Consider the following 23,395-nt stretch of genomic DNA (forward strand, 5'->3'; position numbering starts at 1 on the left):
TGGAGAAGCGAATAGAGGAGTTTAAGCAATCGAAGAAACCTAAAAACGGATAATGCACCAAATATGGTGCGTTATCCGTTTTTTATGGTATAATGAAAGCAAATATGAGGAGGTCTTTATCTATGATCGGAGACAATATAAAATCACTACGCCGAACACACGATTTAACACAGCCAGAATTTGCGAAAATGGTTGGGATTTCACGCAATAGCCTGAGTCGCTACGAAAATGGTACCAGCACTGTTTCAACTGAACTCATCGACCGTATTTGTCAGAAATTTAACGTTTCTTATGTCGATATTGTAGGAGAGGACAAGATGTTAACACCTGTCGAAGATTACCATCTGACTTTAAAAGTAGAAGTGATAAAAGAACGTGGAGCAGCCATTTTATCAAAGCTTTATAGATACCAGGATAGTCAAGATATTGTTTTTGATGATGAATCTAATCCTTGGATTTTGATGAGTGATGACTTGGCCGAATTGATCAATACGAAAATTTACCTTGTCGCTACTTTCGATGAAATAGAGCGTTACAATGGCTATTTAGATGGTATAGAGCGGATGTTAGACATGGTGCATCATCGGGTGGTGGCTTAATGAGACTGGAAGAATTTAGTGAGGCTGAGTTTCAGAAGGCCTTGCAGCGAACCATTCGGGCCTTAACCCGAGGAAAGACGATTCCAGATCAACCGAAAGCTATCTTGCTTGGTGGACAAAGCGGAGCAGGTAAGACGACTATTCATCGTATCAAGCAAAAGGAATTTCAAGGTAATATCATTATTATCGATGGTGACAGCTACCGTTCTCAGCATCCCAATTACTTAGCCCTGCAAGAAAAGTATGGCAAGGATAGCGTGGACTATACCAAGGGATTTGCAGGAAAAATGGTAGAACAGTTGGTTGATGAACTCAGTACGCAAGGCTACCATTTGCTGATTGAGGGAACCTTGCGAACTACTCAAGTTCCTCGTCAGACTGCTCAATTATTATCTTCTAAAGGTTACCAAGTTTCCTTAGCAGTGATTGGTACCAAACCAGAGCTTTCTTATCTCAGCACCTTGATTCGTTACGAAGAGCTTTATGCCATCGATCCGACTCAGGCTAGAGCAACACCAAAAGAACACCACGATGGGATTGTTGAGAACTTGGTTGATAACTTGAGGGAGTTAGAAAGTGAAAATCTCTTTGACCAGATTCAAATTTATCAAAGAGATAGAACTTGTATCTATGATTCTGAAACTGCTGAAGGTTCCGCAGCAGAAGTGCTACAAGAATGCCTATTTGGAAAATGGAGCAAGGTAGAGGAGGAGATGGTGAAGGAGAGTGAACTCCTACTTAAGGAATTACTTGAGAAAAATAAATAATTGATTTTAAAGATAATATTTTTTTGGGGGTTAGAATTGCGAGGATTTAATAATAAGATAAAATCTGTTTATCGAGAATTAACAAATACCAAAGAGAAATTCGGTAGTTTTCATAAGACCTTGATTCATTTACATACACCTGTTTCTTATGATTATAAGCTATTTTCGAGCTGGACTTCAACGAAATATAGAAAAAGTACAGAAGATGAATTATTTGATATATTTTTCAAAAATAAGAAAATCAAAGTTGATAAAACAAAATTTTTTGGTAGCTTTGATAAAGTTATCTTTTCTAGCCCAAAAGAGTACATTAGTTTTCTTTTGTTAGCAGAAGCTATCTTAAAAAATGAAATAGAAATAGTTGTAGTAACTGATCATAATACTACCAAAGGTATTAAAAAACTTCAAACAGCAGTTTCAATTATAACGAGAACCTATCCGACTTATAATATACATCCTCATATTTTACATGGAGTAGAAATTAGTGCAGCAGATAAGTTACATATTGTTTGTATATACGATCATGAAAAAGAATCTTGGGTTAATCAATGGTTATGTGAAAATATTATAAGTGAAAAAGATGGAAGTTATCAGCATTCGTTGACTATCATGAAAGATTTTAATAATCAAAACATAATTAACTACATTGCTCATTTCAATAGTTATAATATTTTGAAAAAAGGTTCTCACTTGTCGGGTGCATATAAGAGACAAGTTTTTACAAAAGAAAATACACGATTTATTGGTGTAAAAAATATAAATTCTGTTGAAGGATCGAAAAATCGTTTATTGACAGATTTTAATTGTGAACCAAATTTTTTATTAGATAATGATTCACATGATATTGATTCAGTCGGAAAGAATAATATGTGGATAAAAGGTGGAAAGATTTCTTTTAAAATGTTCCAAGAAGCTTTGCTTGATTACACTGTATCAGTAAGTTTATTTGAACCAAATTTTGAACAAAAGTCTTACATAAAAGGTTTATACATTCAAAGTCGTGGAGGCGATAGAAGTTTTCTTACAGGTGATAAGTTAGAAAAAGATAGAGACTTCTTTTTAACATTCTCACCATCTATGAACTGTTTAATTGGAGGGAGAGGTACAGGGAAAAGTACACTAATAGATATGTTACAATTTGTACTTTCTCAGGATTGCGACAAGCAGAGTAAATTAGAATTCCTATGTAACCATGCAAATGCTTTTGTACTCTATGTTTTAGAGGATGCTGAATATATCATTGAGGTTAGTTTGCCAGATGTCTTGCAGGAAAATAGGGACAATATCTTACAATATTATGGGCAAAATCGTGAGAATAGGTATGGATATCCTTATAACTACAATTCTGACTCTATCAAAGAGTGGACACGCTCTCAATATACGAAAGTATACAAAGTTGAGGGAAAATTTTTCAAATTAGTTGATAAAACTAGAATATTAGAAAAAATGTTTGATAGGAGATATTCTGTTAATGAGTTGGTTAGAACAGCGGATGGAGAAAAAATTACAGAATTTATTTCCGACTTAATGCTAAAAAATAAAAATTTACCGAGACCAAACTATGGTTTAAGAACTCAGACTCTAGAATCATTCGAAGCTAAACTACAGGAACTTGATAAATATAGGAGAGTTCGTAAGGATTCAATACTCAAAATAATTGATGATTTCAATCAAACTCAAGTTGGTAAGTTAAGAATCTGTTATGAGCAAATTGATAGATGGGAAGTACCAGATTTTGAAAGCACTCTTTTCAAAAGTAATTCAACTCTCAATTTCTCATTTGAAAATTATAGAATTAGTAAGCGGGATGTTGCAGATATTCTATACCTTGTTTATCAGGAGTTAGGAATAAAAGGATTTGTTAACGTTATTTTGAAACAAAATATTCCTAATAGGTATTTTATATTATTAAAAAATATTTCTGAGGAGAATTTTGCAAAACATGAGAATAAGTGGAGAAATAATTCCGAGATTAATGATTCTAACATACCCTATTTAAAAACTAGTATTTATTCTTTAATCGCAAATAGTAGTTTACTAGATGAGTTAAAGAGAGTGCTAAAAGAACACGTAGCCAATGAAAGACTTTTTTTGGAGTTTAACATTAACTCAAAAGAAACATCACAACATCTTGACATTCTTTATAAAGAAGTTAGTGTATTAAGTTTGGGTCAAAAAGTTGTAGCGATGTTAGATTTTTTACTAGCATATAGTGATTATTCAAAGGATTTCAGACCATTAATTATTGATCAACCTGAAGATAATTTGGATAACCGCTATATATACAGACATTTAGTTCAACAGTTTAGAGACGTGAAAGCTCAACGACAAATTATTTTAGCAACCCATAATGCGACAATTGTAACAAATTCCATGACCGATCAAGTGGTAATTATGGAATCAGATGGGGCTCATGCTTGGATTGAATCACAGGGATATGTTAGTGAAAAATTTATAAAAAACCATATTATCAATCAATTGGAAGGTGGAAGAGACTCATTTAAACATAAGATGTCCATATATGAGACAGCTCTTTCTGAATAATATAAGGAAATGAAAAGTAGGTTAGAAATATCCTACTTTTTGTTTTGTGATACCTTTTCCAAATCACCTCTATTATCCTAATATCATTCCTAAAAAAATCAATCCATGATTTTTCACTGGGGGTTTGGGGGCGAAGCCACCAAGTTATCTTATCATCGGCTATCAAAACTCAAAGGTTTTGGTCGGCTGGCGATAAGATTTTTGGGATATTGTGGACACAATATCTGAGCTCGCAAAAGCCGAAAAGGGAAGATTTGAGGCTTTTAGGGAGCCCCCGTATCAGATATGGTATCGGTGCTAACCCGCTAGAGGGAAATGTGAGAAGGAGTGTATCATCATGACAGAAAGTTATCGGACAATTCGTAAGGAAATCAACTTGACGCTTGAGGAATTTGAGCAGATTCAACTACTGATGAGAAAGGAGAATGCGGAGCAGTTTTCTCCCTTTGTTAGACAAAAACTATTGGACATTGTCAATAACAAGGATGACATCAGAGATTGGTTTATTCTGTGGCAATCTCAAAAAATAGAACAAATCAGTAGAGATATTTTACAGGTAGCAACTCTAGCGGAACGAGGCCATCAGGTCACGTCAGAACACTTAAGAATTATATTGACTTGTGTTCAAGAACTGATGACAGAAGTAGAGAAGGCAGTACCACTCAGTTCAGAATTTCGAGATAAGTATATGGGAGGTTAGATATGGAAAATCGTTATCGAACCAATCTCAAAAAAGTCTTTTTAACAGACCAGGAACTTGCGAACCTGAACAATCATATTAGCCAAAGTTCTTGTCAAAATTTTTCTGCTTATGCCAGAAAGGTTTTGCTTAATCCAAATATGACCTTTCTAACAATTGATACCAGTAACTACCAAGACTTGGTTTTTGAATTACGTCGAATTGGCAATAACATTAACCAGATAGCTAAAACAGTCAATCAGACAAAACTTCTGACAGTAGAGCAGCGAGATAATTTGAAAACGGGCATAGGTCAGCTGATTGCGGAAGTTGATAAGGACTTCTATGTCAAGTGTCAAAAGTTGAGGGAATTTTATGGTAGTCACTAAACATTTTGCGGTTCATGGCAACAAATACCGTAAAAGTCTTATCAAGTATATTCTAAATCCAGCTAAGACTGACCAACTCAAATTGGTTTCAGATTTTGGAATGAGCAATTACCTCGACTTCCCTAATTATGAAGAAATAGTTGAGATGTATCAGGCAAACTTTGTCAATAATGATAGGCTTTATGATTCGAGAAATGACCGGCAACAAATCAAGCAAAATAAAATTCATGCTCATCATCTTATCCAGTCATTCTCACCTGAGGATAATCTTACACCTGAAGAAATCAATCGTATTGGTTATGAGACGATAAAGGAGTTGACTGGCGGAAACTTTCGCTTTATTGTGACAACCCATACGGATAGGTTGCATGTTCATAACCATATCCTCATCAATTCTGTTGACCTCAATTCTCATAAGAAACTCAAATGGGATTATGCTCAGGAGAGAAATTTACGGATGATTTCTGACCGTCTTTCCAAAGAAGCAGGTGCCAAAATTATCACACCGAACCGTTATTCTCATGAGAAGTTTGTGACCTATCGCAAAAGTAATCACAAATTTGAATTGAAGCAACGTCTTTATTTTCTGATGGAGAATAGTAAGGATTTTGACGACTTTTTATCCAAGGCAGAAGCATTGAATGTTCAGATTGATTTTTCAAGAAAATACGCTCGTTTTTTGATGACGGATATGCCCATGAAGCGAGTTATTCGAGGCAAGCAACTAGATAAACGTCAACCCTATACCGAGGAATACTTTCGAGAGCACTTTGCCAAGCGAGCGATTGAGCAATGTTTAGATTTTCTCTTACCCAGAGTTCGTGACCTTTCACAACTTTTGGAGTTTGCAAGAGAACTCAACCTTGCTATGTCTCTAAAACAAAAGAATGTGGCGTTTACTCTAACAAAAAATAGTCAGAGCATTACAGTCAATAATCAAAAAGTCAGTTCCAAAAATCTCTACGATGTTCAATTTTTCGAAACTTACTTTGAGAAACGTGGAGAAGTTCCTGATATTGACCAGTCGCAACTTATTTCCGACTTTGAGGGATATTGTGAGGAACAAGATAAGGAAAAGCTAGCTTATGAAGACTTGCAAGAGGCTTATCAGGCATTTAAGGAGAAAAGAGACCAGGTTCAAGAGTTTGATGTCGTCTTAGCTGACCATCAGATTGATAAGTTAGTCAAAGATGGTCTCTTTATCAGAATGAACTACGGCGTTAAAAAAGATGGCTTGGTCTTTATCCCAAACCGTCATTTAGATATTAAAGAGACAGAGAGTGGTAAACACTACCATGCCTTTATCCGTGAGACCGCACAATTTTTCATTTACAATAAGGAGGCGTCCGAACTCAATCGCTATATGCGAGGGCGTGAACTCATTCGTCAGTTAACCAATGATAGCCAGACTATCTCTAAAAGAAAAAGACCGACCATTGACACACTTAAGAAAAAGATTGAAGAGATTAATCTTCTTATTGAGTTGGGTACGGAGAATAAGTCTTATCAAGATATTAAAGACGAGATTATTAAGGATATTGCTCAATTAGATTTGACCATTACAGAGATTCAGGAACACATAGATCATCTCAACAAGGTTGCGGAAGTCTTGCTTAACCTGGACAATAACGATATAGAGAACCGCCGCTTGGCCAAATATGACTATGCCAAGATGAATCTAACTGCGGCTATAAAACTGGAACAAGTTGAGAAAGAAATCGAAATCTATCAAATTAAGTTAGATAAGTCAATAGATGATTATGAGTATTTAATAAGGAGGTTGGAAAAGTTTGTCAAAATTTTAAATGAAATAGACTCAAGCAAGGATGAACTAAAATTTGAACACAGTGAAAAAAATGTGAAAGAATAGCATTTTTCGGATTTATTGATACCAAATATTGAGTACTCTGAAGAAATTCTGAAATAAAATTGATAAAAAGGAATAAAAAACTAAGGAGATGATATTATGAAAAAGATAGGCTTATTGTCGAATGTTTTTATATCATTGTTTATTGTTATATTAGCTAGCGGTTCTGTGTCATCAGGAGTAAGTGCTAATGAAAATAAGGAAATTAGTTATAATGTTTTAGTTAGTGAAAATAAATCTATTGAGGATGTAGAAGATGTTTTACAAAGTCAAGGAATTAAAGTTACTGATAAAATACCTGAAATAAATTTTTTAACTATTTCTACCGAAAAAAGTGAAGATACAATAAAAAAAGAAAACTCTAATTATATTGATGACATAGTTATAGATAATACTATGACTGTAAAGCCTAATATTACTTATTTGTATGGGGACAAGGTTTATACAAATACTAATTTAGATTTTTGGGGAAATCAGTGGGATATGCAAAAGAGTATTAGTACTGGAAGTAAATTTCAACATAAGTCTTCTGGTAAAGCAACAATTGGTGTAATAGATTCTGGTATTACATATGATAATCCAGATATTTATTCACACATTATTTCAGTACAAAATTTCACATCAGATTTGGAAACAGGAATAGTTGATAACCAAAATGTTGTAGATAAAATTGGCCATGGGACCTCTGTTGTGGGACAAATTTCATCAAGTGGAGAATATTTAGGGATAGCACCTGACATGAAAATACGAATGTATCGTGTTTTTGATGAAGGGAATGCTCAAGACCAATGGATTCTCAAAGCGCTCATTCAAGCAGCAAAAGATGATGTTGATGTTATTAACCTTAGTTTAGGAGAATATTTGTTAAGAGATTCCACTGATGAAGATGATGATACAGCTTTGATCAATATCTATCAACGGGCAATTAATTATGCTCATAATCAAGGTTCCGTTGTCGTTGCTTCAGTAGGTGATGAAGGGATGGATTTACAGAATCAAGATGAATTAAAAAACTATCTTGGTAGTTTAAGAGGAAAAGATTATAGTCAAGTTGATGGAACTGTACAAGATATTCCGGCTGAATTAGACAATGTTGTTACAGTTGGTTCAGTAGATGATAATGATCTTGTATCTAGTTTCTCAAATCAAGGGAATGGCGACATTGATATCTATGCAACAGGAGGTGGAAGTCAAGCGCTTTCTAAAGTAGGATATGATAAATGGGTAGCTGATAAATTATATGAAAAAGAATGGATTCTTGTTCCAACGCTTGAAGGAAAGTATACATATGCATATGGGACTTCAATTTCGACTCCTAAAGTCTCTGCAGCTTTAGGATTGATTATAGAAAAGTATAATTTGAAGGACCAACCAGATGAAGCTATTCGAATTTTATATGATAATTGTTTTCTTAGTAATAATGGAAACAATGGACAAATTAGGCTACTAAATATTACAAATTTTGTGCAATAATAGTGTAAAATAGTAGTATGAGATAAAAGAGGTACCTAGTATGTATAAGATTTTGGTAGTTGATGATGATTTTGAAATTGTAAAATTGATGCGAACAATTTTAGAAATGAAAAACTATAATGTGACGACTTATCAAGAAGTTAGGCTTCCTATAAAAATAAGTGATTTTGATGGATTTGATTTAATATTGCTTGATGTTACGATGCCAAATGTTGATGGTCTGCAAATCTGTAAACAGATTCGTAAATCAGTATCCTCTCCGATTATTTTTGTCAGTGCAAAAGATTCTGAAGATGATATTGTATCTGGCTTAAATCTCGGTGGTGACGATTATATCACAAAGCCATTTAGTGTTAATCAACTAGTTGCTAAGGTTGCAGCGCATTTAAAACGAGAAGAACGTTATAGAAATGCTGAATCTAATGAATCTGTTATTCGAGAATTATTTCCACTAACATTTTACCTTCAAGAAAAACTCGTGTGTGTTAATGGTGAAGCTATTTCTCTTACTAAAAGGGAATATGATATTTTAGAGCTATTATCTAGTAAGACAAATAAGGTTTATACAAGAGAAGAAATCTATGAATGTGTCTATGGTGATGAAGCAGATGCATTATTTCGTTCAATTTCGGAATACATTTATCAAATTAGAGTCAAGTTTGGTCCCTATGGAATTAATCCCATTAAAACAATAAGGGGGATGGGATATAAGTGGAATGATGAAAAGGTATTCAATTAATAAGCGGATTTTAAGGACAGTTCTTGAAATAGTGATTGGTACAGTTGCAAATGTTATTATGTTGCTTGTATTGAGCTACGTTCTTATTTTTACAGGTCAGTTGAACACATATGGAACAGACTATCATATTTCAATTAGTGATAGTAAATCTGCTAACGGTATTAAGAATCAAATGGATTATTCTGTCTTTGATTATGTATTGTTTGATAGCGATAATGGCGAATTGGTCTCTGGAAATTATCAAAAACAGGATTTACAACATTATAAAGAAGTTTTTGATACTGGAAGTTCGGTTAGCGAGGGTTCTATATTGTTTACAAAATATGAAAACTCAGATTTTATTTTGGTTATTAGAAGACCAACAATGCCCGAATTTGTAAATCGAAACTTTCGACATATTTCCTATAATTTAGTCTCTTATTTGTTTTTTATAGTGCTAGAATTATTACTCATCTCTATCTCTGTTATTAGGCTCTTAAGAGAATTTACAAAAAATTTTCGTCTAATTGAAAAAATATCTCTGAATATGGGAATACCAGGAATGGATATTGGACGTAAAGAAACTGCAATCTTAGAATGTAATAACATTTTATTGACGCTTTATCAAAAAGACGAAGAGTTGACAAAGTTATTAGAAATGGAGAAAAAAGATAAAGAAGATTTGTCATTTCAAGTTGCTGCATTAGCACATGATATTAAAACACCATTAACTGTTTTAAAGGGGAATATCGAGTTGCTTGAGATGACTAATCTAGATGAAAAACAATTAGATTTTATGTCCTCAATGAATCATAGTGTTGGTATATTTGAAAAGTATTTTAATTCAATGGTTAATTACTCAAGATTGCTAATTGAGGATAAGAATTATCAGGAAGATATTGAATTATCAAAATTTCTTGATGAATTATCATTAGAATGTCGAGATATTATGTCTTCAAAAAAAATTAATTTTCAAATAGTTAATGAATCCCATACCAGAGTGATTAAAGGAAATCGTCTCAACTTAGATCGAGCTTTGATAAATATCTTATCTAATGCGACTAGATTTTGTTCAGAAGAGGGCAAGGTGGTACTGACTATATCTGAAAGTTCCAACTTTATCAGTTTTGAGATTTGGAATAATGGTTTACCATTTACAGAAGAGTCTCTTAAAGATGGAGGAAAACTTTTTTACACAGAGAATAAAGGAAGAAATGATAAGCATTACGGAATAGGACTTTCATTTGCTCAAAAGATAGCTATGAGACATCAAGGTCAATTAATACTCTCAAATCCACAAAATGGTGGTGCACAGGTCACTTTATTAATTAAAAAATTTTAGGGGCTGGTCAAAAAGCCTAATATAAACAAAACCGCATGAAATCTTTCATTTAAAAACGTTGATTTTATGCGATTTTTTATTTCGAAAATTTGAAAAAATCAAAGAGATATCGACTTTTTGCTCAATTTTTTTCTGAACAAATACTGAAATTTCTTTTGTATTATAATAAAAGAAATGGAGGCAGAAAAAATGGAAGTTATCATTCAAAATCTAAGAAAAAGCTATAAAGACAAAGAGGTTTTAAAAGACGTTTCATTTAAAATTGAAGAAGGTACTATTTGTGGTCTTCTGGGAGTAAATGGGGCTGGGAAATCCACCATTATGAAAATTCTTTTTGGGTTAGAAAGAGCTGATAGTGGAGAAGTCATTTTCAATGGAAAGCATAAGGATATTGTAGAAGAAAATAGATTTGATATTGGAGCGTTGATAGAATCTCCTGCTATCTATTTGAATCTTTCTGCATTTGACAATTTAAAAACACGAGCATTGCTACATGATATTCCAGATGAAAGAATTTATGAGGTACTTCAGTTGGTTGGTTTATCTGATACTGGAAAAAAGAAGGCAGGGCACTTTTCATTAGGAATGAAGCAACGACTTGGTTTAGGAATGGCAATTATTACCAATCCTGATTTATTAATTTTAGATGAGCCAACTAATGGTCTAGATCCAGATGGGATAAAAGAATTGCTAAATTTAATTAGGGATCTAAAAAAATCTGGAATGACAGTCCTCTTGTCCAGCCATCAACTAAGTGAAGTCAGCAAAATTGCGGATCAAATCGTTATACTGAATCAGGGCAAGATTTTTTACGATGATATTAATAAGAATTCAAATGATTTAGAAAAACTATTCTTTAGAATTGTCCATGGAGGTGATGGAAATGACTAATATTTTTAAATCTGAGTGGCTGAAGCAAAAATCTAGTTCTGATAAAAAATTACTAATCCTTATTCCTTTGCTAGCAATTTTTATAGCTTTCATACTAGCAGGACCTCTCAATTTAGAAAGTTTTTCAATTTATTGGTGGGAGGGAGGATTCCTTTTCACTCTCCTTGGGTTATTGTTTTTAGCTGATTATAGCGCGGAGGAGAATGCAGGTGCGTTTCAAAATATTAGCTTGGGTAGATATACGTTTACTATTTATTTAGCGAAGATACTGTTGAAGTTCAAGGATGTTTTGATTTCAACCTTTATTTTTACGATAATATTTTATGGCATCTCATTTCTTTTTTCAGGTGTGATATCAGTAGACATTGGTAAAGATTTGATTTGTTTATTACTTATTGGTGTTTCTTCTGCTTGGGTATTACCACTATTATATTTTCTAGCAAAGTGGATAAATCCCTACTTGTTGTTGGCTACAAATTCTCTTATTTGCTTATTAGTTGCTCCTCTAATAGCTCAGACATCGGTTTGGTTCATATTTCCTTATACTTATCACTATAAAATTGCTTATGCTCTTTTACATTTAAAACCCTCAGGTGATTTAGAGGCAGCATTAAGTGGAGTTGAAATATCGACAATTTTAATATCAGTATCTCTTTCAATCTTAGTTTTTGTGAGTTTCCTTAGTTTGTTGAAGTGGAGGATAACTAATGAACAAAATTCTAAAAAGTGAGTTGCTAAAGTTGAAAGGCTCTCTTACTTTAAATCTTATTTTAATTTTATCAATTATTCAATTATTCACAATTCCTCTTTATTTACAGTTTACAAATAATTCAGTTGTAATTGAAAATATCATTTTTTTACCTATGTTAGGATATTGTATATTAGCATCAATTTTCTCTATTTTTCTTCATGAACAAGAGGAAAAAGCAAATTTCTTTCAAAATATTAAAAGCGAAAAAAATAGTGGAATTATTTGGGGAATAAAGCTTATTTCGACAGACTTACTTATGGTTTTATTGGGAGTTCCAGTTTGGATAGTGGTAGGAGTTGAATTTAATAGACTCTCTTACTTTGCGTATGTTGGTGTGATTACTTGGTTATTATTAGTCTTACTTAACCATTTCCATATGTTACTTAGTCTTATCATGGGAAAGGGAGGGAATCTAGTAATTTCTTTTATCGAATGTCTGTTTATTATATTTGCAACCAATAAAGTATTTTTAAATAACTTCTGGTTGCCTATCGTTTTACCTGTTAATATGATCCTAGAAATTGGGAAAAATGAAATTTTTATGATTCTAGTATACTTAATTGGTTTTATCATATTATCGTATTTTTGTAATTTAGCTGTTATGAATAATGTTGAAATTCAAAAAATATGTAAAAAGAGGTAAATTGGTTAGAGGTCACTAAAAGAGTAGAATACAACAAAATTCAATAGATAAAAAGCGAATGACAGCATATTTTGAAATCTAAAGATTATTATTTGATGATGTTATAAAGGAGGTGAAGTAGCATGAGGAAAATTTTATTTAGCTTAGTTGTTCTTATTGGAATTTGTACTTTAGTTGCATGTAGATTGGTAGACAATAAAACAATAGAGTTTCATGATCAATCATTTAATCAATTTACATATAAAGGAAATGATTATACAATCATGAATCAAATTGTTGATGAAAATGATCTAGGTACTGTGAAGGAATCTTTTTTTAAAACATTAGTAATTGATAGAAATAGCCAGAAAGTTGTTACTAAAAGTAATAGTGATACAGTATCATTAGCATATAGTGGGCTCTATAATTTTAGTGATGGTTTAGCTATTTCTATAAATGATTCTTATTATAAGGTTTCTTTGAGTTCGGATGTGCAATCCAATAATGAAATGCTGAGCTTGGAAGAGTTCAATAATAATTCAGCAGGTGGGGAACTTGCAATTGATCCATCTGATTGTAGGATAGTTAAATTTAATAATAAAAAATTTCGTATTTCATCTGATATTGTATCTGATGATAAACTAAAAGAATTTCTAGGAGTAATAGCAGATTCAAAAACATTTATTTTGAATACGGGACAAGAAATTTCTAAATCGGAACTAAATAAAATAGATTATTCTGGTTCTAATTCTAATGAAAAAAGAGAAGTTTGGGATTACGGAGAAGTTTATTTGTTAGCAGAAGAAGGAACCATAGCTGTTGAGATTAATAATGAATTTAGAATAGCGCGCATAGAATAAATTATAGATTATCTAGGTATTACATTGCTTATATAGCAAAATATCTTATTGTTACCTACTAAACAGAAACTTATTAAAATATAGATCAGCAAGTTCAGAAGAGCTTGCTGTTTTTTGGTACATATAATTTTTTTTGGAACAAGAGCACCATATTTTCACTCTTATAGTGAGGAGAACTCCTTGATTTGATAAAAGTGAGAAATAGCTATGGTTGAGATAAGGAGCCCTCCTTTTATGACTAAGAAAAAATCATAAACGGAGGCTGAAATGAAATATTATATTCACGTTAGAGGTAGTAAAATCCCCGTAACAGAAACGGTTTATAAAAGCTACTGGCAATTGGTCAATCACGAGAAGTATCTGAATAGAAAAGATAGGAAATTTGGAGTATTACCTTTTTCATCATTTGAAGTAGATGGGTTACTGCTAGCAAATGTACTGCCTGATACAACTGTTGATGTTGAACGTTTTATAGAAAACAAGCTCCTTATTGAGCAACTAAATGAGGCTTTATTAACCTTATCTGATAAAGAGTTTAAAATCATTGATGCTCTGTATTTTAGAGAGCATACCATCAGAGAAGTAGCAATAGAGCATGAGATGTCTGCGACTAGTCTATTTCGGATGAGAAATACAATTTTGGACAACCTACGAAAATTTTTTGAAAAATAAGGAAACAGGAGACTAAAAAATTCACTCTTTATAGTGAGAGGAATTTTTAGTCTCTTTTTGCCCTTTGACAATTGAATAATTCTAGGTGGGACTTTATTTATTTGTTGAGTAATAGAATGTAATGCGCCAGGAAATGAGCGGAAATCATTTATTCAAAAATAGGATGGTGACCTATCTGCCATGACACAAATAATGATAATGATACTTCTGACCGTTCAGGCTGCCAACGTAAAAGGACAGCGGGTGAAATTCCCATGATTGATATAACCAGTCATACCCACAGAGAATAACTAAGAGTAACATGTTATCAGGAGGGTAAGTTTTGGAACAATCAGTAGTAAAATATAGTATGCAACTTTCAATGCTTAATTTTTTATATTCCAGAAATATGTTGACTAAAAAGGAATATGAAAAAATTAAAAATAGACTGCGCATTAAGTACACAAATTAGCTGACCTTTTGATTTGAACGCGGTAATATAGAATCAAAAGGAGGAATTTCAGTATGAAAAAAAATAATGTTGAAATAATAAAAGCTGATTCTTTAGTTCGTCGTAGAGGCGACAATTTCGAAAGAGAGTCAAAAAGGGTTGCTGCTTATTGCCGAGTTAGTTCTGATAGCGAAGATCAGAAGAACAGCTATGAATCTCAGGTGAGACATTATAAAGATTATATCTCTCAGCGGTCGGATTGGGAACTGGCAGGTATCTATGCAGATGAGGGGATTTCAGGAACACAAGTAGGAAAGAGACAAGATTTTCAACGATTAATAAATGATTGTGTAAATGGAGAAATAGATTACATTGTCACAAAGGCAATTGCTAGATTTGCCAGGAATACCCTAGATACTTTGAAATATGTCAGAATGTTAAAAGATATGCAAATTGGAGTATATTTTGAGGAAGAAAATATAGATACCCTAACAATGGATGGAGAATTGCTTTTGACTATTCTAAGCTCCGTTGCACAGCAAGAAGTAGAAAATACATCTGCTCATGTGAAAAAAGGATTAAAAATGAAGATGCAACGTGGTGAATTGATAGGGTTTCAAGGATGCTTGGGGTATGACTATGATGTAGAAACCAAGCAACTTTCAATCAATAAAAAAGAAGCCAAAATAGTTCGCTATATCTTTGAAAGGTACTTAGAAGGTATTGGAGGAAAAGTAATTGCAAGGGAACTTGATGAACTAGGTTACAAATCGCCGAGAGGATTAGATCATTGGAATGATACAACAGTCTTAGGAATCATAAAGAATGAAAAATATAAAGGCGATATTCTAATGGGCAAAACTTTTACAGTGGATCCAATAAGCAAGAGACGTTTAAGTAATTTTGGTGAAGAAGATAAGTACTACATCAAAGATAATCATGAACCTATAATATCTAAAGAAGACTTTGAGAAAGCTCAGGAGATAAGACTTCGTCGAGCAGGAAATAAGAAGACTGCTGCAAATGTAAATGGCAAGCGTGAACGCTATTCAAAAATGTATGCTTTTAGTAGCATGTTAGAATGTGGTTTTTGTGGTTCAATATTATCTAGAAGAAGTTGGCACTGCCGTTCAGATTATCGCAAGGTTGTGTGGCACTGTGTTACATCGATAAAGAAAGGAAAGAAATTTTGTAAGCATAGTAAAGGATTAGAAGAGCTCGCTATTGAGGGGGCTTTCATGGAAGCTTACAGAAAACTTTATCATTCAAATGAAAACTTAATGACAGACTTACTTGAAACGATTGAATCTGAATTGAATGACAATAGCCTTAATAAGGAACTAAAAAGGATTACAAACAAACTTCGAACATTACTAAAAAAAGAGGAAAATCTTGTAAATCTAAGGCTCGAAGGGAAAATTAGCGATACCATATACAATGAAAAGTACAATGAAATTTCCTCAGAAAAAGAGTTTCTAGCAGAAGAGAAGGTAAATATTGAAACAACCTTAAAATCAGAAATCGATGTAAAGAAAAGACTAACTGAGTTTAAGCACTTGCTATCTTCACAGAAAATGCTTACGGAGTTTGATCGTGCAGTTTTTGAAAGTATTGTTGAGAAAATTATTGTAGGTGGAGTTAATAGCGACGGAGAAATTGATCCTGCAATGTTAACCATAATATTCAAAACAGGTGAAACTCAAAACAAGGATGGTAAACAATTTAAAAGTAAACGTAAAAATGCTAAACTAGAAACAGATAAATTGTGTCCTCAAAACAGTGACGAGGATAAAAAATTGTATTCTCAAGGAACAGACTACACATATTGAAGTTGTGAGTTTGTTAGAAAAACGCAATTAGATTGTCCAGCTTGCTCTCTTGTTTTCTGGCAAGCTGCTTCAAAGGTCCGCAGGACCTTTGAACTCCCAAATACGCATCATGTTGAGGCAGTATCACTGCTTGTACGAGTTGATTTATCAGCGAAGTAGAAGCAGATGTTCTGCCCATGCGATAGCTGTCGCAGAACACAGTGATGCGGTAACAGCGAACCGCAGAGTGTGTTGGACTGCTCGTAAAAGCCTAGAAACCTTTGAACGAAAAGTATAATGAAAAGCCTTGAAACCAAGGCTTTTTGTATTGAGGTGGGGAAGTATCAGAGTGAGTAAATTTTTGGAGTGGGTAGAAGTGATAGCTAGAAATTATCAGTTTCTATTTCCATTTACCCTGTGGGTACGTGTTTGTTTCCATTGACAAGGAGTTTGTGGGAATAGAAACGTCCCCACCTTGTTTGAATCACGTGAAGCGTAGTTGAAGGAAAGCTGTTGAAAGCAATACTGCATTTTACCGAATAAGTAATAATTTAGGCAACTTCAAATCGTTTTTAAAAAAACTATTTTAAAGGTCAAGAGTAGACAAAAATTGTCCACTCTTTTTTGTAAACTCAATTTATCAATAAATGATATGAGGGAATGCAAAATGAAATATTTTGAAGTTGAGTTAACAAATCCTGATGAATTTTTAAAACAACAAACAGAAGATTTTGTGAAAGCTAATCGTTGGCTACTTATGGAGGAGGGCGAAACATATTATCTAATTACGCAAGATGATTACAGTAGGAGAGAAATGATTGAAAAATTTAGAAGTGTTTTTGAGAAAAAGGTTTATCTGGATAAGTTTGAGAAGTTGACGGAAACTGATTTTTTAAAAAAGCTCGAGAAAAGTCATCGTGCTGACCTGATCAAATTTTTACTCAATAGTCGTAATGATACACAGTATTCAATGATGATACCTAACGCTGAAAAGTTAGAGGAATTAAATAGTATTATTGGTTTAACAGATTTTAAAAATGCAATAAAAGAACTCGTTGCCTATTTATCATTCCAAGATAAAATAAATAGTCTCGAGAAGCAAAGGCATTATTATATTTTTACAGGTGAACAAGGTTCAGGGCGAAAATTTGCCATCCAATTCTTGGAATCTTTATTTGGCTTGCGAGCAGTTGTCGCGAACTGTAAAGAGTTTTTCCTTCCTAAAATAACAAATGAAGATTTTCCTGTGGTTTACGATTATTTCTCGGCAAGAGCAAGGCCAAAAATTGAATTTTTTGAAAGTCTTCGCCAACATGAAGGGCACACATTAGCTATTTTTATGACTAATAATTTTAAGGAGGCGAAGTCAATTGAAAAAGAGCTGTCAGAAACAGCCTATAGGATTTCAATTGTTCCTTTCCCAGATTACCAGCAAGAAGAGCTAGCATCTATTGGTAGGATGATGCTAGCAAAGAAAATGATTCGCGTTAACGATGATGATTTTAGAAATGTGATATCCAAAAAGTCGAGTATAAACAATGCAAGAGATATTCGACAATTTGTTCAAGAGATTATCGAGTTCGCTGTCCAAAGTGGGTTCGATCCCTCTGAGGAAAATGAGATACATTTAGAAAATTTTTTAATCACTCCTGAAAGTCAGATTGGACTCCAGAAGACGCCAGAAGATACTTTGCAAGAATTGATAGGATTGAAAGCAGTCAAAAATTTATTGTCTCAGCAAATAGCTTTCAATAAAGTCAACTATCTTAGAAAACAGTATGGAGTTATCAACGAAACTAGTAACCATCATCTTGTTTTTTCTGGAAATCCTGGTACAGGAAAGACAGAAGTTGCAAGACTTTATACAAAGATTTTGTATAATAACAAGATCATTCAAGAAGATAAATTGGTTGAAGTAGGCCGTGCGGATCTAATTGGAGAGTATATTGGTAGTACTGCTCCCAAAGTTAAAAACGTATTTGCTAAAGCTAAAGGTGGTGTTCTTTTTATTGATGAAGCCTACAGTTTAATTCCTAGGCACGAAAAAGATTATGGACATGAAGCTATTGCGACAATTATTCAGGAGATGGAAAATCGGAGAGATGAGGTCTTAGTTATTTTTGCGGGCTACGAGGATTTGATGAAGGAGTTTCTTGATATAAACCCAGGTCTATCTTCAAGGATTTCTCAGGAAATCATATTTGAAGACTACTCTTCTGACGAACTCTTTGCTATCCTCGAACTAATGATTTCGAGAAAACAATATCAATTGACGGATGACTGTAAGAACAAACTATGCCATCACTTTTCAGAGCTAAAACCCGATAGTCATTTTGGGAATGCTCGCTATGTCCGAAAACTTGTTGATCATATTATTGTTTGCCAGGCTCAGAGGGTTATCAATATGGAGGATAGTCATTTGTCAAGTCTAGAGATTTTGAGTCTAGTGACACTAGAGGATATTGAGAATGCTCTGGAAAGTTTTGAAAGAAATAGTCAAATCTCAACTCCAGTAATTGGATTTGGTAGATACTGAAATGATATTTTTAACGGAACTATTAATCTAGAAATGGTGGAATGCTTGAATATAAACTATTAGAGGTGGTCAAAAATGATGAAATTCGAAGCTGAAAAGTTGAAGGAATTAAAATGTAGTGGCTTGGAGACAGGCTTTTATGACTTTGATATGTTAACAACTGGTTTGCATGAGGGGCAGCTAATCATCTTGGCAGCTCGTCCTGCAATTGGGAAAACAGCTTTTGCTCTAAATATAGCTCAAAATGTGGCTCGAAGTTCGAAAAAAGCTGTAGTATTCTTTTCTCTTGAGACGCAGGAGAAAATCCTCGTAAAACGGCTCCTAGCTGATCAGGAGGAACACACACAGCAACATACCATTACACGGAAAAAAATGGTTGAGGACTTGAAGAGGCATTCCATTGTTCAGAGTCAGCTGACAGATTTTCCTATTTTTATTGATGACTCAGTCGGATTAAGGGTTACAGATATTAGGGATAAGGTAGGGCGTTTAGCCAATAAGACGAACGGGCTGGGGTTAATTATCATTGACTATCTCCAGCTAATCCAAGGATCACGGTTGGAAAATCGTCAGCAGGAAGTATCTGAAATCGTACATCAGTTGAAAATCCTTGCTAAGGAATTGAAAGTGCCAGTTATCGCTCTGTCTCAGGTCTGTCGTAGCGTTGAGCAACGGGAGGACAAGAGGCCGATTTCGAGTGATTTGCGGGAGTTAGAGACTAGTATGGAGCAGGATGCTGATATTATCGCTTTTCTCTATCGTGATGACTACTACCAAGAGAAAACAGTCTGTCAGGCGGAATGTAATCTGACGGAGCTAATTATTAGAAAGAATCAGAACGGGAGACTTGGGACGGTAAAGCTTTATTTTTACAAGGATTTGAATCGTTTTTTGTAAAAATATTAACCTTGAAAAAGTCGGGAAATCATTGAATAGGGACTACTTGAGGTGTTATAATGTTTCTAAGGAATTGAGGTAAATATGAACGATCAAGAACGCTTACTAACGATTTTTCTACGTTTGCAATCAGGTGCTCATCTTTCTAAGTTACAGTTAGCACATGAGTTTGGAGTTAGTGAAAAAACGATTCAGAGAGATTTTTCTCTTTTAGGGAATTTCTTGGAATCACAGCCAATAGTTGCAGCGGAACTTGCCTATGATGCGAAATACCATACCCGTTACCTAAAAGGGAAATCATTATTTAATAAAAAGGATATTTTGGTCATATCAAAGATTTTATTAGAGAACCGTTCTTTGAATAAGGATGAAAATAAGTCTCTTATCGATAGTTTATTTGCATTGGTTTCTAAAGACGAACAAAAAGAGATTTATCAGATTATTGCAAGTGAATTGCTAAATTATGCGCCATTGTCTGATACTCAAAATCGGATTGATAAAATTTGGGAATGGTCGGAAATGATACGTAAAGAGTTGGTTCTAGATATTCGGTATCAGTCACCTTATAATTCCGAAAAACAACATAGGATTCTTCCTGTATCGCTATACTATGATGTACATTACTTTTATGTTGTAGCGTTTAATTTGACTTTTGAATCGTACATGACCTTAAAATTGGATAGAATTTTAGATTGGAAAGTATCTACGGAAAAGAAACCACAGATTTCTTATGGGGAGAAGTTTCGTGATGGAGAAGTACGGAACAAACGCGTTGATCCATTTATGGGACGAGAGTTGACGATTAGAATTCAATTTGCTTATGACCCTACCATTGTAACGGATCAATTTCCAACCGCTAGGATTATTGAACATACACCCGAAGGAGTTATCATTGAATTTATCAGTCAAGACACACCAGGATTGAAACGTTGGTTGTTGAGTCAAGCAGATGCTTTAACAGTTTTATCACCTCAATCTTTAGTAAATGACATGAAGAATTTTCTTAAAAGAATGCAGCAAAATTATGACAAGTAGATCAGGTGGACAAATATTGTCTATGGAATCTTTTATAATAAACTTATCAAGAAAAAAGAGGTATAAAAGATGAAACTACTTAACAAGAATCAGACATTTGAGAATTTCTCGGTCAATGATAGAAATGCTTGGGCTTTTGCAGCATTAAAGAAAGTTATTGAGGATAAGAATTACTTTAATCCGGTTTATATATACGGTGAAGAAGGAGTTGGGAAATCGCACTTGCTAAATGCCACAAACAATGCCCTACTATCTGAACAAAATAAGGTAATCTTGTTAACAGCAGAAAGTTTAACCTATCATTTAGTAGAAAATCTTACAAATTCCGAATTTGACTATATCTTAATTGATGATTTGAATCTAATGCCTAAAGATGACATTCTTGAAGAGCAACTCGCAATGCTCATTGAAGAAAACAAAAAACAATTGGTTATTACATCAACTATTTCCCCAAATAGCCTGGAAGTTTCTAGCAAATTACAGAAACGGTTACAATGGGGATTAACAACAAGCATGGTTTCAGAAACTCAATGAAATGATAAATAGATTTTACTCAAATAGAAAGGAGATTATTAACATGCAAGAATGGATCGTTGTTGATCAGTTTGGCAATATAATTGCTCAAGGCTTCTACGATAAACAATCAGCTGAATTTTATGCAAAAAATATTCCAAATGCTAGTGTAGTGAAGAAGTAGGTGAAAAATGGTTCAGGAAGTACAAAAAAATGATTTCCAATTAGGTGACTATGTGGTATTTGACATCGCGACATCAGGTCTATCTCCAAAAGGTTCATCTTTGCTTGGAATCTTTGCTATCAAAATTGAAAATGGAGAGATAGTTGAACGGTTTAGAAGAATTGTCAAATTGCAGGGCGAATTGTCAAAATTTATTACTGATTTAACGAAAATAACCAATGAAATGATTAAGGTGGGAGAACCTGAGGAACAGGTGTTAAATGATTTTCAAGTATTTTGTGGTAATTTGACCCTTGTTGCCCATAATGCAGAGTTTGAAGTGAACTTTTTGAATTATAATTTTCAAAAGTATGGTTTTCAAGCCTTGAATCAACCGGTGATTGATTCACTAGCATTAGTACGGAAGACTTACCCAGAATTAAAACGTTATTCTTTGACACGATTAGCACAATTTTTTGACTTTGATACAAATAATCAAAATCCAGAATTTGGAGCTGAAAAGACACGAATGCTTATTGAAAAACTCAGAGTGTTTTGATAAAGTTAAGACGAGTTCTAATTTTTGATTGAATATAAGTTGAAAGGACTAACAATGAACAAAAAAATCGATTCAGAAAATCAAACAATTAAGGCTTATTTTGAAAGCAATGGATAAATGTTAATAGTCAGACAGATATTTGGAAAGGTAAAATATGGTTAAAATTATTAGGATAAATTTAAAAACACATGCAGAGAATAGGAAAGATTTGATAGATTACTGTTTAAGTAACCACAAACAGTTTCTCGCCATCGGTTGGGCAGGTGAGTTTGAGACATTTGAAGCATATTTTAATACTGTCAGACGTGGTATGAAAAGAATTAACCCAGTTTTAAATATTTTTAGAAATGTTGCAATCGATGATTTGTTCTGGACGAGGGATTTGGAGGGGAATTATTGGATTTGTCGCTCAAAAGGGAAAGCAGAAGCTTTTTTTAGTAAAGAGTTAGATATCGGTGCAGTGATTCCAGTTGAAGCTTATAAAGTAGGTTTGCAAGTTCCAGGGCAGATTAAAGCGTCTTTCAATAGGGCAAATGCAGGTACAGCTAATGAAATTCGAGATGCAATCATTGAGGAATACTCTAAAGCCACTTATAATAATTTATCTCAAACTGACCATTATCAAGTCAACCAGTTGCGAGGGAATTTGTTAGATAATCTACCCGATTTTGATTTAGAGGAGTTGGTTATCTCTTATATTCAAATTAAATATGATTATTATGTTCTTTCAAATTCTATTGCTAGTAAGTCGACAACTATAAAAATTGAATGTGAATTTTTGTCCCGTAATCCAGCAAATGTATCGAAGGCAGTTGTACAAGTCAAAGGTAAAAAAGCTGCTACTTTGGATGCGATGCAATTTTCAAGTTTTGTAGAAGCAGGTTATAAGGTATTTCTATTTGCACCAAATGTAGAAAATGCAGAAAAGCTGAAGAATATTATTGTTATCACGCCAAGTGAATTACTTGATTTCTATAACACTAATAAAATAATTTTGCCAACATCCATTACTCAATGGGAAAAATTATATTAATCAAATTTAGATTGTTAACTAAAATGAAAAGCCATGAAATCAAGGCTTTTTGTCGTATTGAGGATGGTGATATTCAGTTTAACTATGAACATATGATTTTCACCAAGGTTGGACATGAAAGCTATACAAAGGTAATGGGTATACAAGTTTGTCGGGCAAAAACTAGGGGAGCATTTTCTTTTTCAAAATCTGTTGGGGAGTAAAAAGGTATTGTTCAGGTAGGTCATAAAAATTTAAAAGAAACACT

Annotated in this window: 22 protein-coding genes and 2 pseudogenes; all 24 read left to right on the forward strand. The window is 33.5% G+C overall.

Translation table 11 applies throughout. The annotated features are described in order from the left end of the window. Positions 1-122: 122 nt before the first annotated feature. The 24 genes and pseudogenes from pezA to J5566_RS10435 all read left to right on the forward strand — a co-directional run bounded on the left by pezA (position 123) and on the right by J5566_RS10435 (position 23,351). Positions 123-599: a type II toxin-antitoxin system antitoxin PezA gene (pezA, locus tag J5566_RS00005; RefSeq protein ID WP_000578719.1), complete on the forward strand. Its 477-nt coding sequence runs from the start codon at positions 123-125 to the stop codon at positions 597-599. Beyond that, complete coding sequence (pezT, locus tag J5566_RS00010) at positions 599-1,366, forward strand: type II toxin-antitoxin system toxin PezT (RefSeq protein WP_001235242.1); 768 nt, start codon at positions 599-601, stop codon at positions 1,364-1,366. The genes pezA and pezT overlap by 1 nt, the downstream gene beginning before the upstream one ends. Then, positions 1,367-3,910 carry a Spaf_1101 family AAA-like ATPase gene (locus J5566_RS00015; protein ID WP_000601012.1) on the forward strand — a complete coding sequence of 848 codons (2,544 nt, stop codon included), beginning with the start codon at positions 1,367-1,369 and terminating at the stop codon, positions 3,908-3,910. Between the two features lie 337 nt (positions 3,911-4,247). After that, entirely contained in the window at positions 4,248-4,610 is a 363-nt protein-coding gene (locus J5566_RS00020) for an SAG1252 family conjugative relaxosome accessory protein (RefSeq protein WP_000140674.1), read from the forward strand. 2 nt (positions 4,611-4,612) lie between these two features. Further along, positions 4,613-4,978, forward strand: coding sequence for a MobC family plasmid mobilization relaxosome protein (locus J5566_RS00025; protein ID WP_000431640.1), 366 nt, complete (start codon positions 4,613-4,615; stop codon positions 4,976-4,978). Continuing rightward, positions 4,965-6,848: an SAG1250 family conjugative relaxase gene (locus J5566_RS00030; protein WP_000261812.1), complete on the forward strand. Its 1,884-nt coding sequence runs from the start codon at positions 4,965-4,967 to the stop codon at positions 6,846-6,848. The genes J5566_RS00025 and J5566_RS00030 overlap by 14 nt, the downstream gene beginning before the upstream one ends. 96 nt (positions 6,849-6,944) lie before the next feature. Next, positions 6,945-8,318 carry a S8 family peptidase gene (locus J5566_RS00035; RefSeq protein WP_000719507.1) on the forward strand — a complete coding sequence of 458 codons (1,374 nt, stop codon included), beginning with the start codon at positions 6,945-6,947 and terminating at the stop codon, positions 8,316-8,318. Between the two features lie 40 nt (positions 8,319-8,358). Continuing rightward, positions 8,359-9,057 carry a response regulator transcription factor gene (locus tag J5566_RS00040; RefSeq protein WP_208561569.1) on the forward strand — a complete coding sequence of 233 codons (699 nt, stop codon included), beginning with the start codon at positions 8,359-8,361 and terminating at the stop codon, positions 9,055-9,057. After that, positions 9,035-10,378 carry a sensor histidine kinase gene (locus J5566_RS00045; RefSeq protein WP_000977993.1) on the forward strand — a complete coding sequence of 448 codons (1,344 nt, stop codon included), beginning with the start codon at positions 9,035-9,037 and terminating at the stop codon, positions 10,376-10,378. The genes J5566_RS00040 and J5566_RS00045 overlap by 23 nt, the downstream gene beginning before the upstream one ends. 189 nt (positions 10,379-10,567) lie before the next feature. Next, positions 10,568-11,269: an ABC transporter ATP-binding protein gene (locus J5566_RS00050; RefSeq protein ID WP_000452012.1), complete on the forward strand. Its 702-nt coding sequence runs from the start codon at positions 10,568-10,570 to the stop codon at positions 11,267-11,269. Then, positions 11,262-11,999 carry a lantibiotic ABC transporter permease gene (locus J5566_RS00055; RefSeq protein WP_000181737.1) on the forward strand — a complete coding sequence of 246 codons (738 nt, stop codon included), beginning with the start codon at positions 11,262-11,264 and terminating at the stop codon, positions 11,997-11,999. Before J5566_RS00050 ends, J5566_RS00055 begins: the two co-directional genes overlap by 8 nt. After that, positions 11,977-12,663: a hypothetical protein gene (locus tag J5566_RS00060; RefSeq protein ID WP_001033677.1), complete on the forward strand. Its 687-nt coding sequence runs from the start codon at positions 11,977-11,979 to the stop codon at positions 12,661-12,663. Before J5566_RS00055 ends, J5566_RS00060 begins: the two co-directional genes overlap by 23 nt. Before the next feature lie 122 nt (positions 12,664-12,785). After that, positions 12,786-13,502, forward strand: a complete 717-nt coding sequence (locus tag J5566_RS00065) for a NisI/SpaI family lantibiotic immunity lipoprotein (RefSeq protein WP_001226539.1) — start codon at positions 12,786-12,788, stop codon at positions 13,500-13,502. A gap of 267 nt (positions 13,503-13,769) precedes the next feature. Beyond that, the gene (locus tag J5566_RS00070) at positions 13,770-14,174 is read left to right on the forward strand and encodes a sigma-70 family RNA polymerase sigma factor (protein WP_000878635.1); all 405 of its coding nucleotides are present in this window, start codon (positions 13,770-13,772) and stop codon (positions 14,172-14,174) included. Between the two features lie 322 nt (positions 14,175-14,496). After that, a complete protein-coding gene (locus J5566_RS10735; RefSeq protein WP_000438255.1) occupies positions 14,497-14,625 on the forward strand; it encodes an SHOCT domain-containing protein in 129 nt (42 codons plus the stop codon). A gap of 53 nt (positions 14,626-14,678) precedes the next feature. Next, positions 14,679-16,433, forward strand: a complete 1,755-nt coding sequence (locus J5566_RS00075) for a recombinase family protein (RefSeq protein ID WP_208561570.1) — start codon at positions 14,679-14,681, stop codon at positions 16,431-16,433. Positions 16,434-17,079: 646 nt separating this feature from the next. Then, positions 17,080-17,169 (forward strand): annotated as a pseudogene (locus J5566_RS10765) (DNA recombinase); the annotation flags it as partial. A 720-nt stretch (positions 17,170-17,889) separates the two neighbouring features. Next, a complete protein-coding gene (locus J5566_RS10770) occupies positions 17,890-18,948 on the forward strand; it encodes an AAA family ATPase (RefSeq protein ID WP_432215577.1) in 1,059 nt (352 codons plus the stop codon). A gap of 81 nt (positions 18,949-19,029) precedes the next feature. Next, positions 19,030-19,845, forward strand: a pseudogene (locus J5566_RS00085) (DnaB-like helicase C-terminal domain-containing protein); the annotation flags it as partial. Positions 19,846-19,929: 84 nt separating this feature from the next. After that, positions 19,930-20,880 (forward strand): helix-turn-helix transcriptional regulator, encoded by a 951-nt coding sequence (locus tag J5566_RS00090; RefSeq protein ID WP_208561573.1) that lies wholly within the window; start codon positions 19,930-19,932, stop codon positions 20,878-20,880. Positions 20,881-20,949: 69 nt separating this feature from the next. Next, entirely contained in the window at positions 20,950-21,414 is a 465-nt protein-coding gene (locus J5566_RS00095; RefSeq protein WP_208561574.1) for a DnaA ATPase domain-containing protein, read from the forward strand. Positions 21,415-21,584: 170 nt separating this feature from the next. Next, positions 21,585-22,115: a 3'-5' exonuclease gene (locus J5566_RS00100; protein WP_208561575.1), complete on the forward strand. Its 531-nt coding sequence runs from the start codon at positions 21,585-21,587 to the stop codon at positions 22,113-22,115. Positions 22,116-22,269: 154 nt separating this feature from the next. Continuing rightward, a complete protein-coding gene (locus J5566_RS00105) occupies positions 22,270-23,148 on the forward strand; it encodes a ribonuclease D (RefSeq protein WP_208561576.1) in 879 nt (292 codons plus the stop codon). 23 nt (positions 23,149-23,171) lie between these two features. Further along, on the forward strand, positions 23,172-23,351 hold the full coding sequence (locus J5566_RS10435; RefSeq protein WP_244228901.1) for a hypothetical protein: 180 nt from the start codon (positions 23,172-23,174) through the stop codon (positions 23,349-23,351). The last annotated feature ends 44 nt before the right edge of the window (positions 23,352-23,395 follow it).

The sequence above is a fragment of the Streptococcus suis genome, assembly GCF_017601095.1.
In the GTDB taxonomy this organism is placed as follows: Bacteria; Bacillota; Bacilli; order Lactobacillales; family Streptococcaceae; genus Streptococcus; species Streptococcus suis_Z.

What these genes read in the sequence shown, in the direction of transcription:
- J5566_RS00045 (WP_000977993.1), top strand. Translation starts at nt 9,035, where the DNA reads ATGATGAAAAGGTATTCAATTAATAAGCGGATTTTAAGGACAGTTCTT.
- pezT (WP_001235242.1), top strand. Translation starts at nt 599, where the DNA reads ATGAGACTGGAAGAATTTAGTGAGGCTGAGTTTCAGAAGGCCTTGCAG.
- J5566_RS00065 (WP_001226539.1), top strand. Translation starts at nt 12,786, where the DNA reads ATGAGGAAAATTTTATTTAGCTTAGTTGTTCTTATTGGAATTTGTACT.
- J5566_RS00030 (WP_000261812.1), top strand. Translation starts at nt 4,965, where the DNA reads ATGGTAGTCACTAAACATTTTGCGGTTCATGGCAACAAATACCGTAAA.
- J5566_RS00025 (WP_000431640.1), top strand. Translation starts at nt 4,613, where the DNA reads ATGGAAAATCGTTATCGAACCAATCTCAAAAAAGTCTTTTTAACAGAC.
- J5566_RS00040 (WP_208561569.1), top strand. Translation starts at nt 8,359, where the DNA reads ATGTATAAGATTTTGGTAGTTGATGATGATTTTGAAATTGTAAAATTG.
- J5566_RS00055 (WP_000181737.1), top strand. Translation starts at nt 11,262, where the DNA reads ATGACTAATATTTTTAAATCTGAGTGGCTGAAGCAAAAATCTAGTTCT.
- J5566_RS10770 (WP_432215577.1), top strand. Translation starts at nt 17,890, where the DNA reads ATGATTCGCGTTAACGATGATGATTTTAGAAATGTGATATCCAAAAAG.
- J5566_RS00105 (WP_208561576.1), top strand. Translation starts at nt 22,270, where the DNA reads ATGGTTAAAATTATTAGGATAAATTTAAAAACACATGCAGAGAATAGG.
- pezA (WP_000578719.1), top strand. Translation starts at nt 123, where the DNA reads ATGATCGGAGACAATATAAAATCACTACGCCGAACACACGATTTAACA.
- J5566_RS00035 (WP_000719507.1), top strand. Translation starts at nt 6,945, where the DNA reads ATGAAAAAGATAGGCTTATTGTCGAATGTTTTTATATCATTGTTTATT.
- J5566_RS00070 (WP_000878635.1), top strand. Translation starts at nt 13,770, where the DNA reads ATGAAATATTATATTCACGTTAGAGGTAGTAAAATCCCCGTAACAGAA.
- J5566_RS00060 (WP_001033677.1), top strand. Translation starts at nt 11,977, where the DNA reads ATGAACAAAATTCTAAAAAGTGAGTTGCTAAAGTTGAAAGGCTCTCTT.
- J5566_RS00095 (WP_208561574.1), top strand. Translation starts at nt 20,950, where the DNA reads ATGAAACTACTTAACAAGAATCAGACATTTGAGAATTTCTCGGTCAAT.
- J5566_RS00020 (WP_000140674.1), top strand. Translation starts at nt 4,248, where the DNA reads ATGACAGAAAGTTATCGGACAATTCGTAAGGAAATCAACTTGACGCTT.
- J5566_RS00100 (WP_208561575.1), top strand. Translation starts at nt 21,585, where the DNA reads ATGGTTCAGGAAGTACAAAAAAATGATTTCCAATTAGGTGACTATGTG.
- J5566_RS10435 (WP_244228901.1), top strand. Translation starts at nt 23,172, where the DNA reads ATGAAAAGCCATGAAATCAAGGCTTTTTGTCGTATTGAGGATGGTGAT.
- J5566_RS00075 (WP_208561570.1), top strand. Translation starts at nt 14,679, where the DNA reads ATGAAAAAAAATAATGTTGAAATAATAAAAGCTGATTCTTTAGTTCGT.
- J5566_RS00050 (WP_000452012.1), top strand. Translation starts at nt 10,568, where the DNA reads ATGGAAGTTATCATTCAAAATCTAAGAAAAAGCTATAAAGACAAAGAG.
- J5566_RS00090 (WP_208561573.1), top strand. Translation starts at nt 19,930, where the DNA reads ATGAACGATCAAGAACGCTTACTAACGATTTTTCTACGTTTGCAATCA.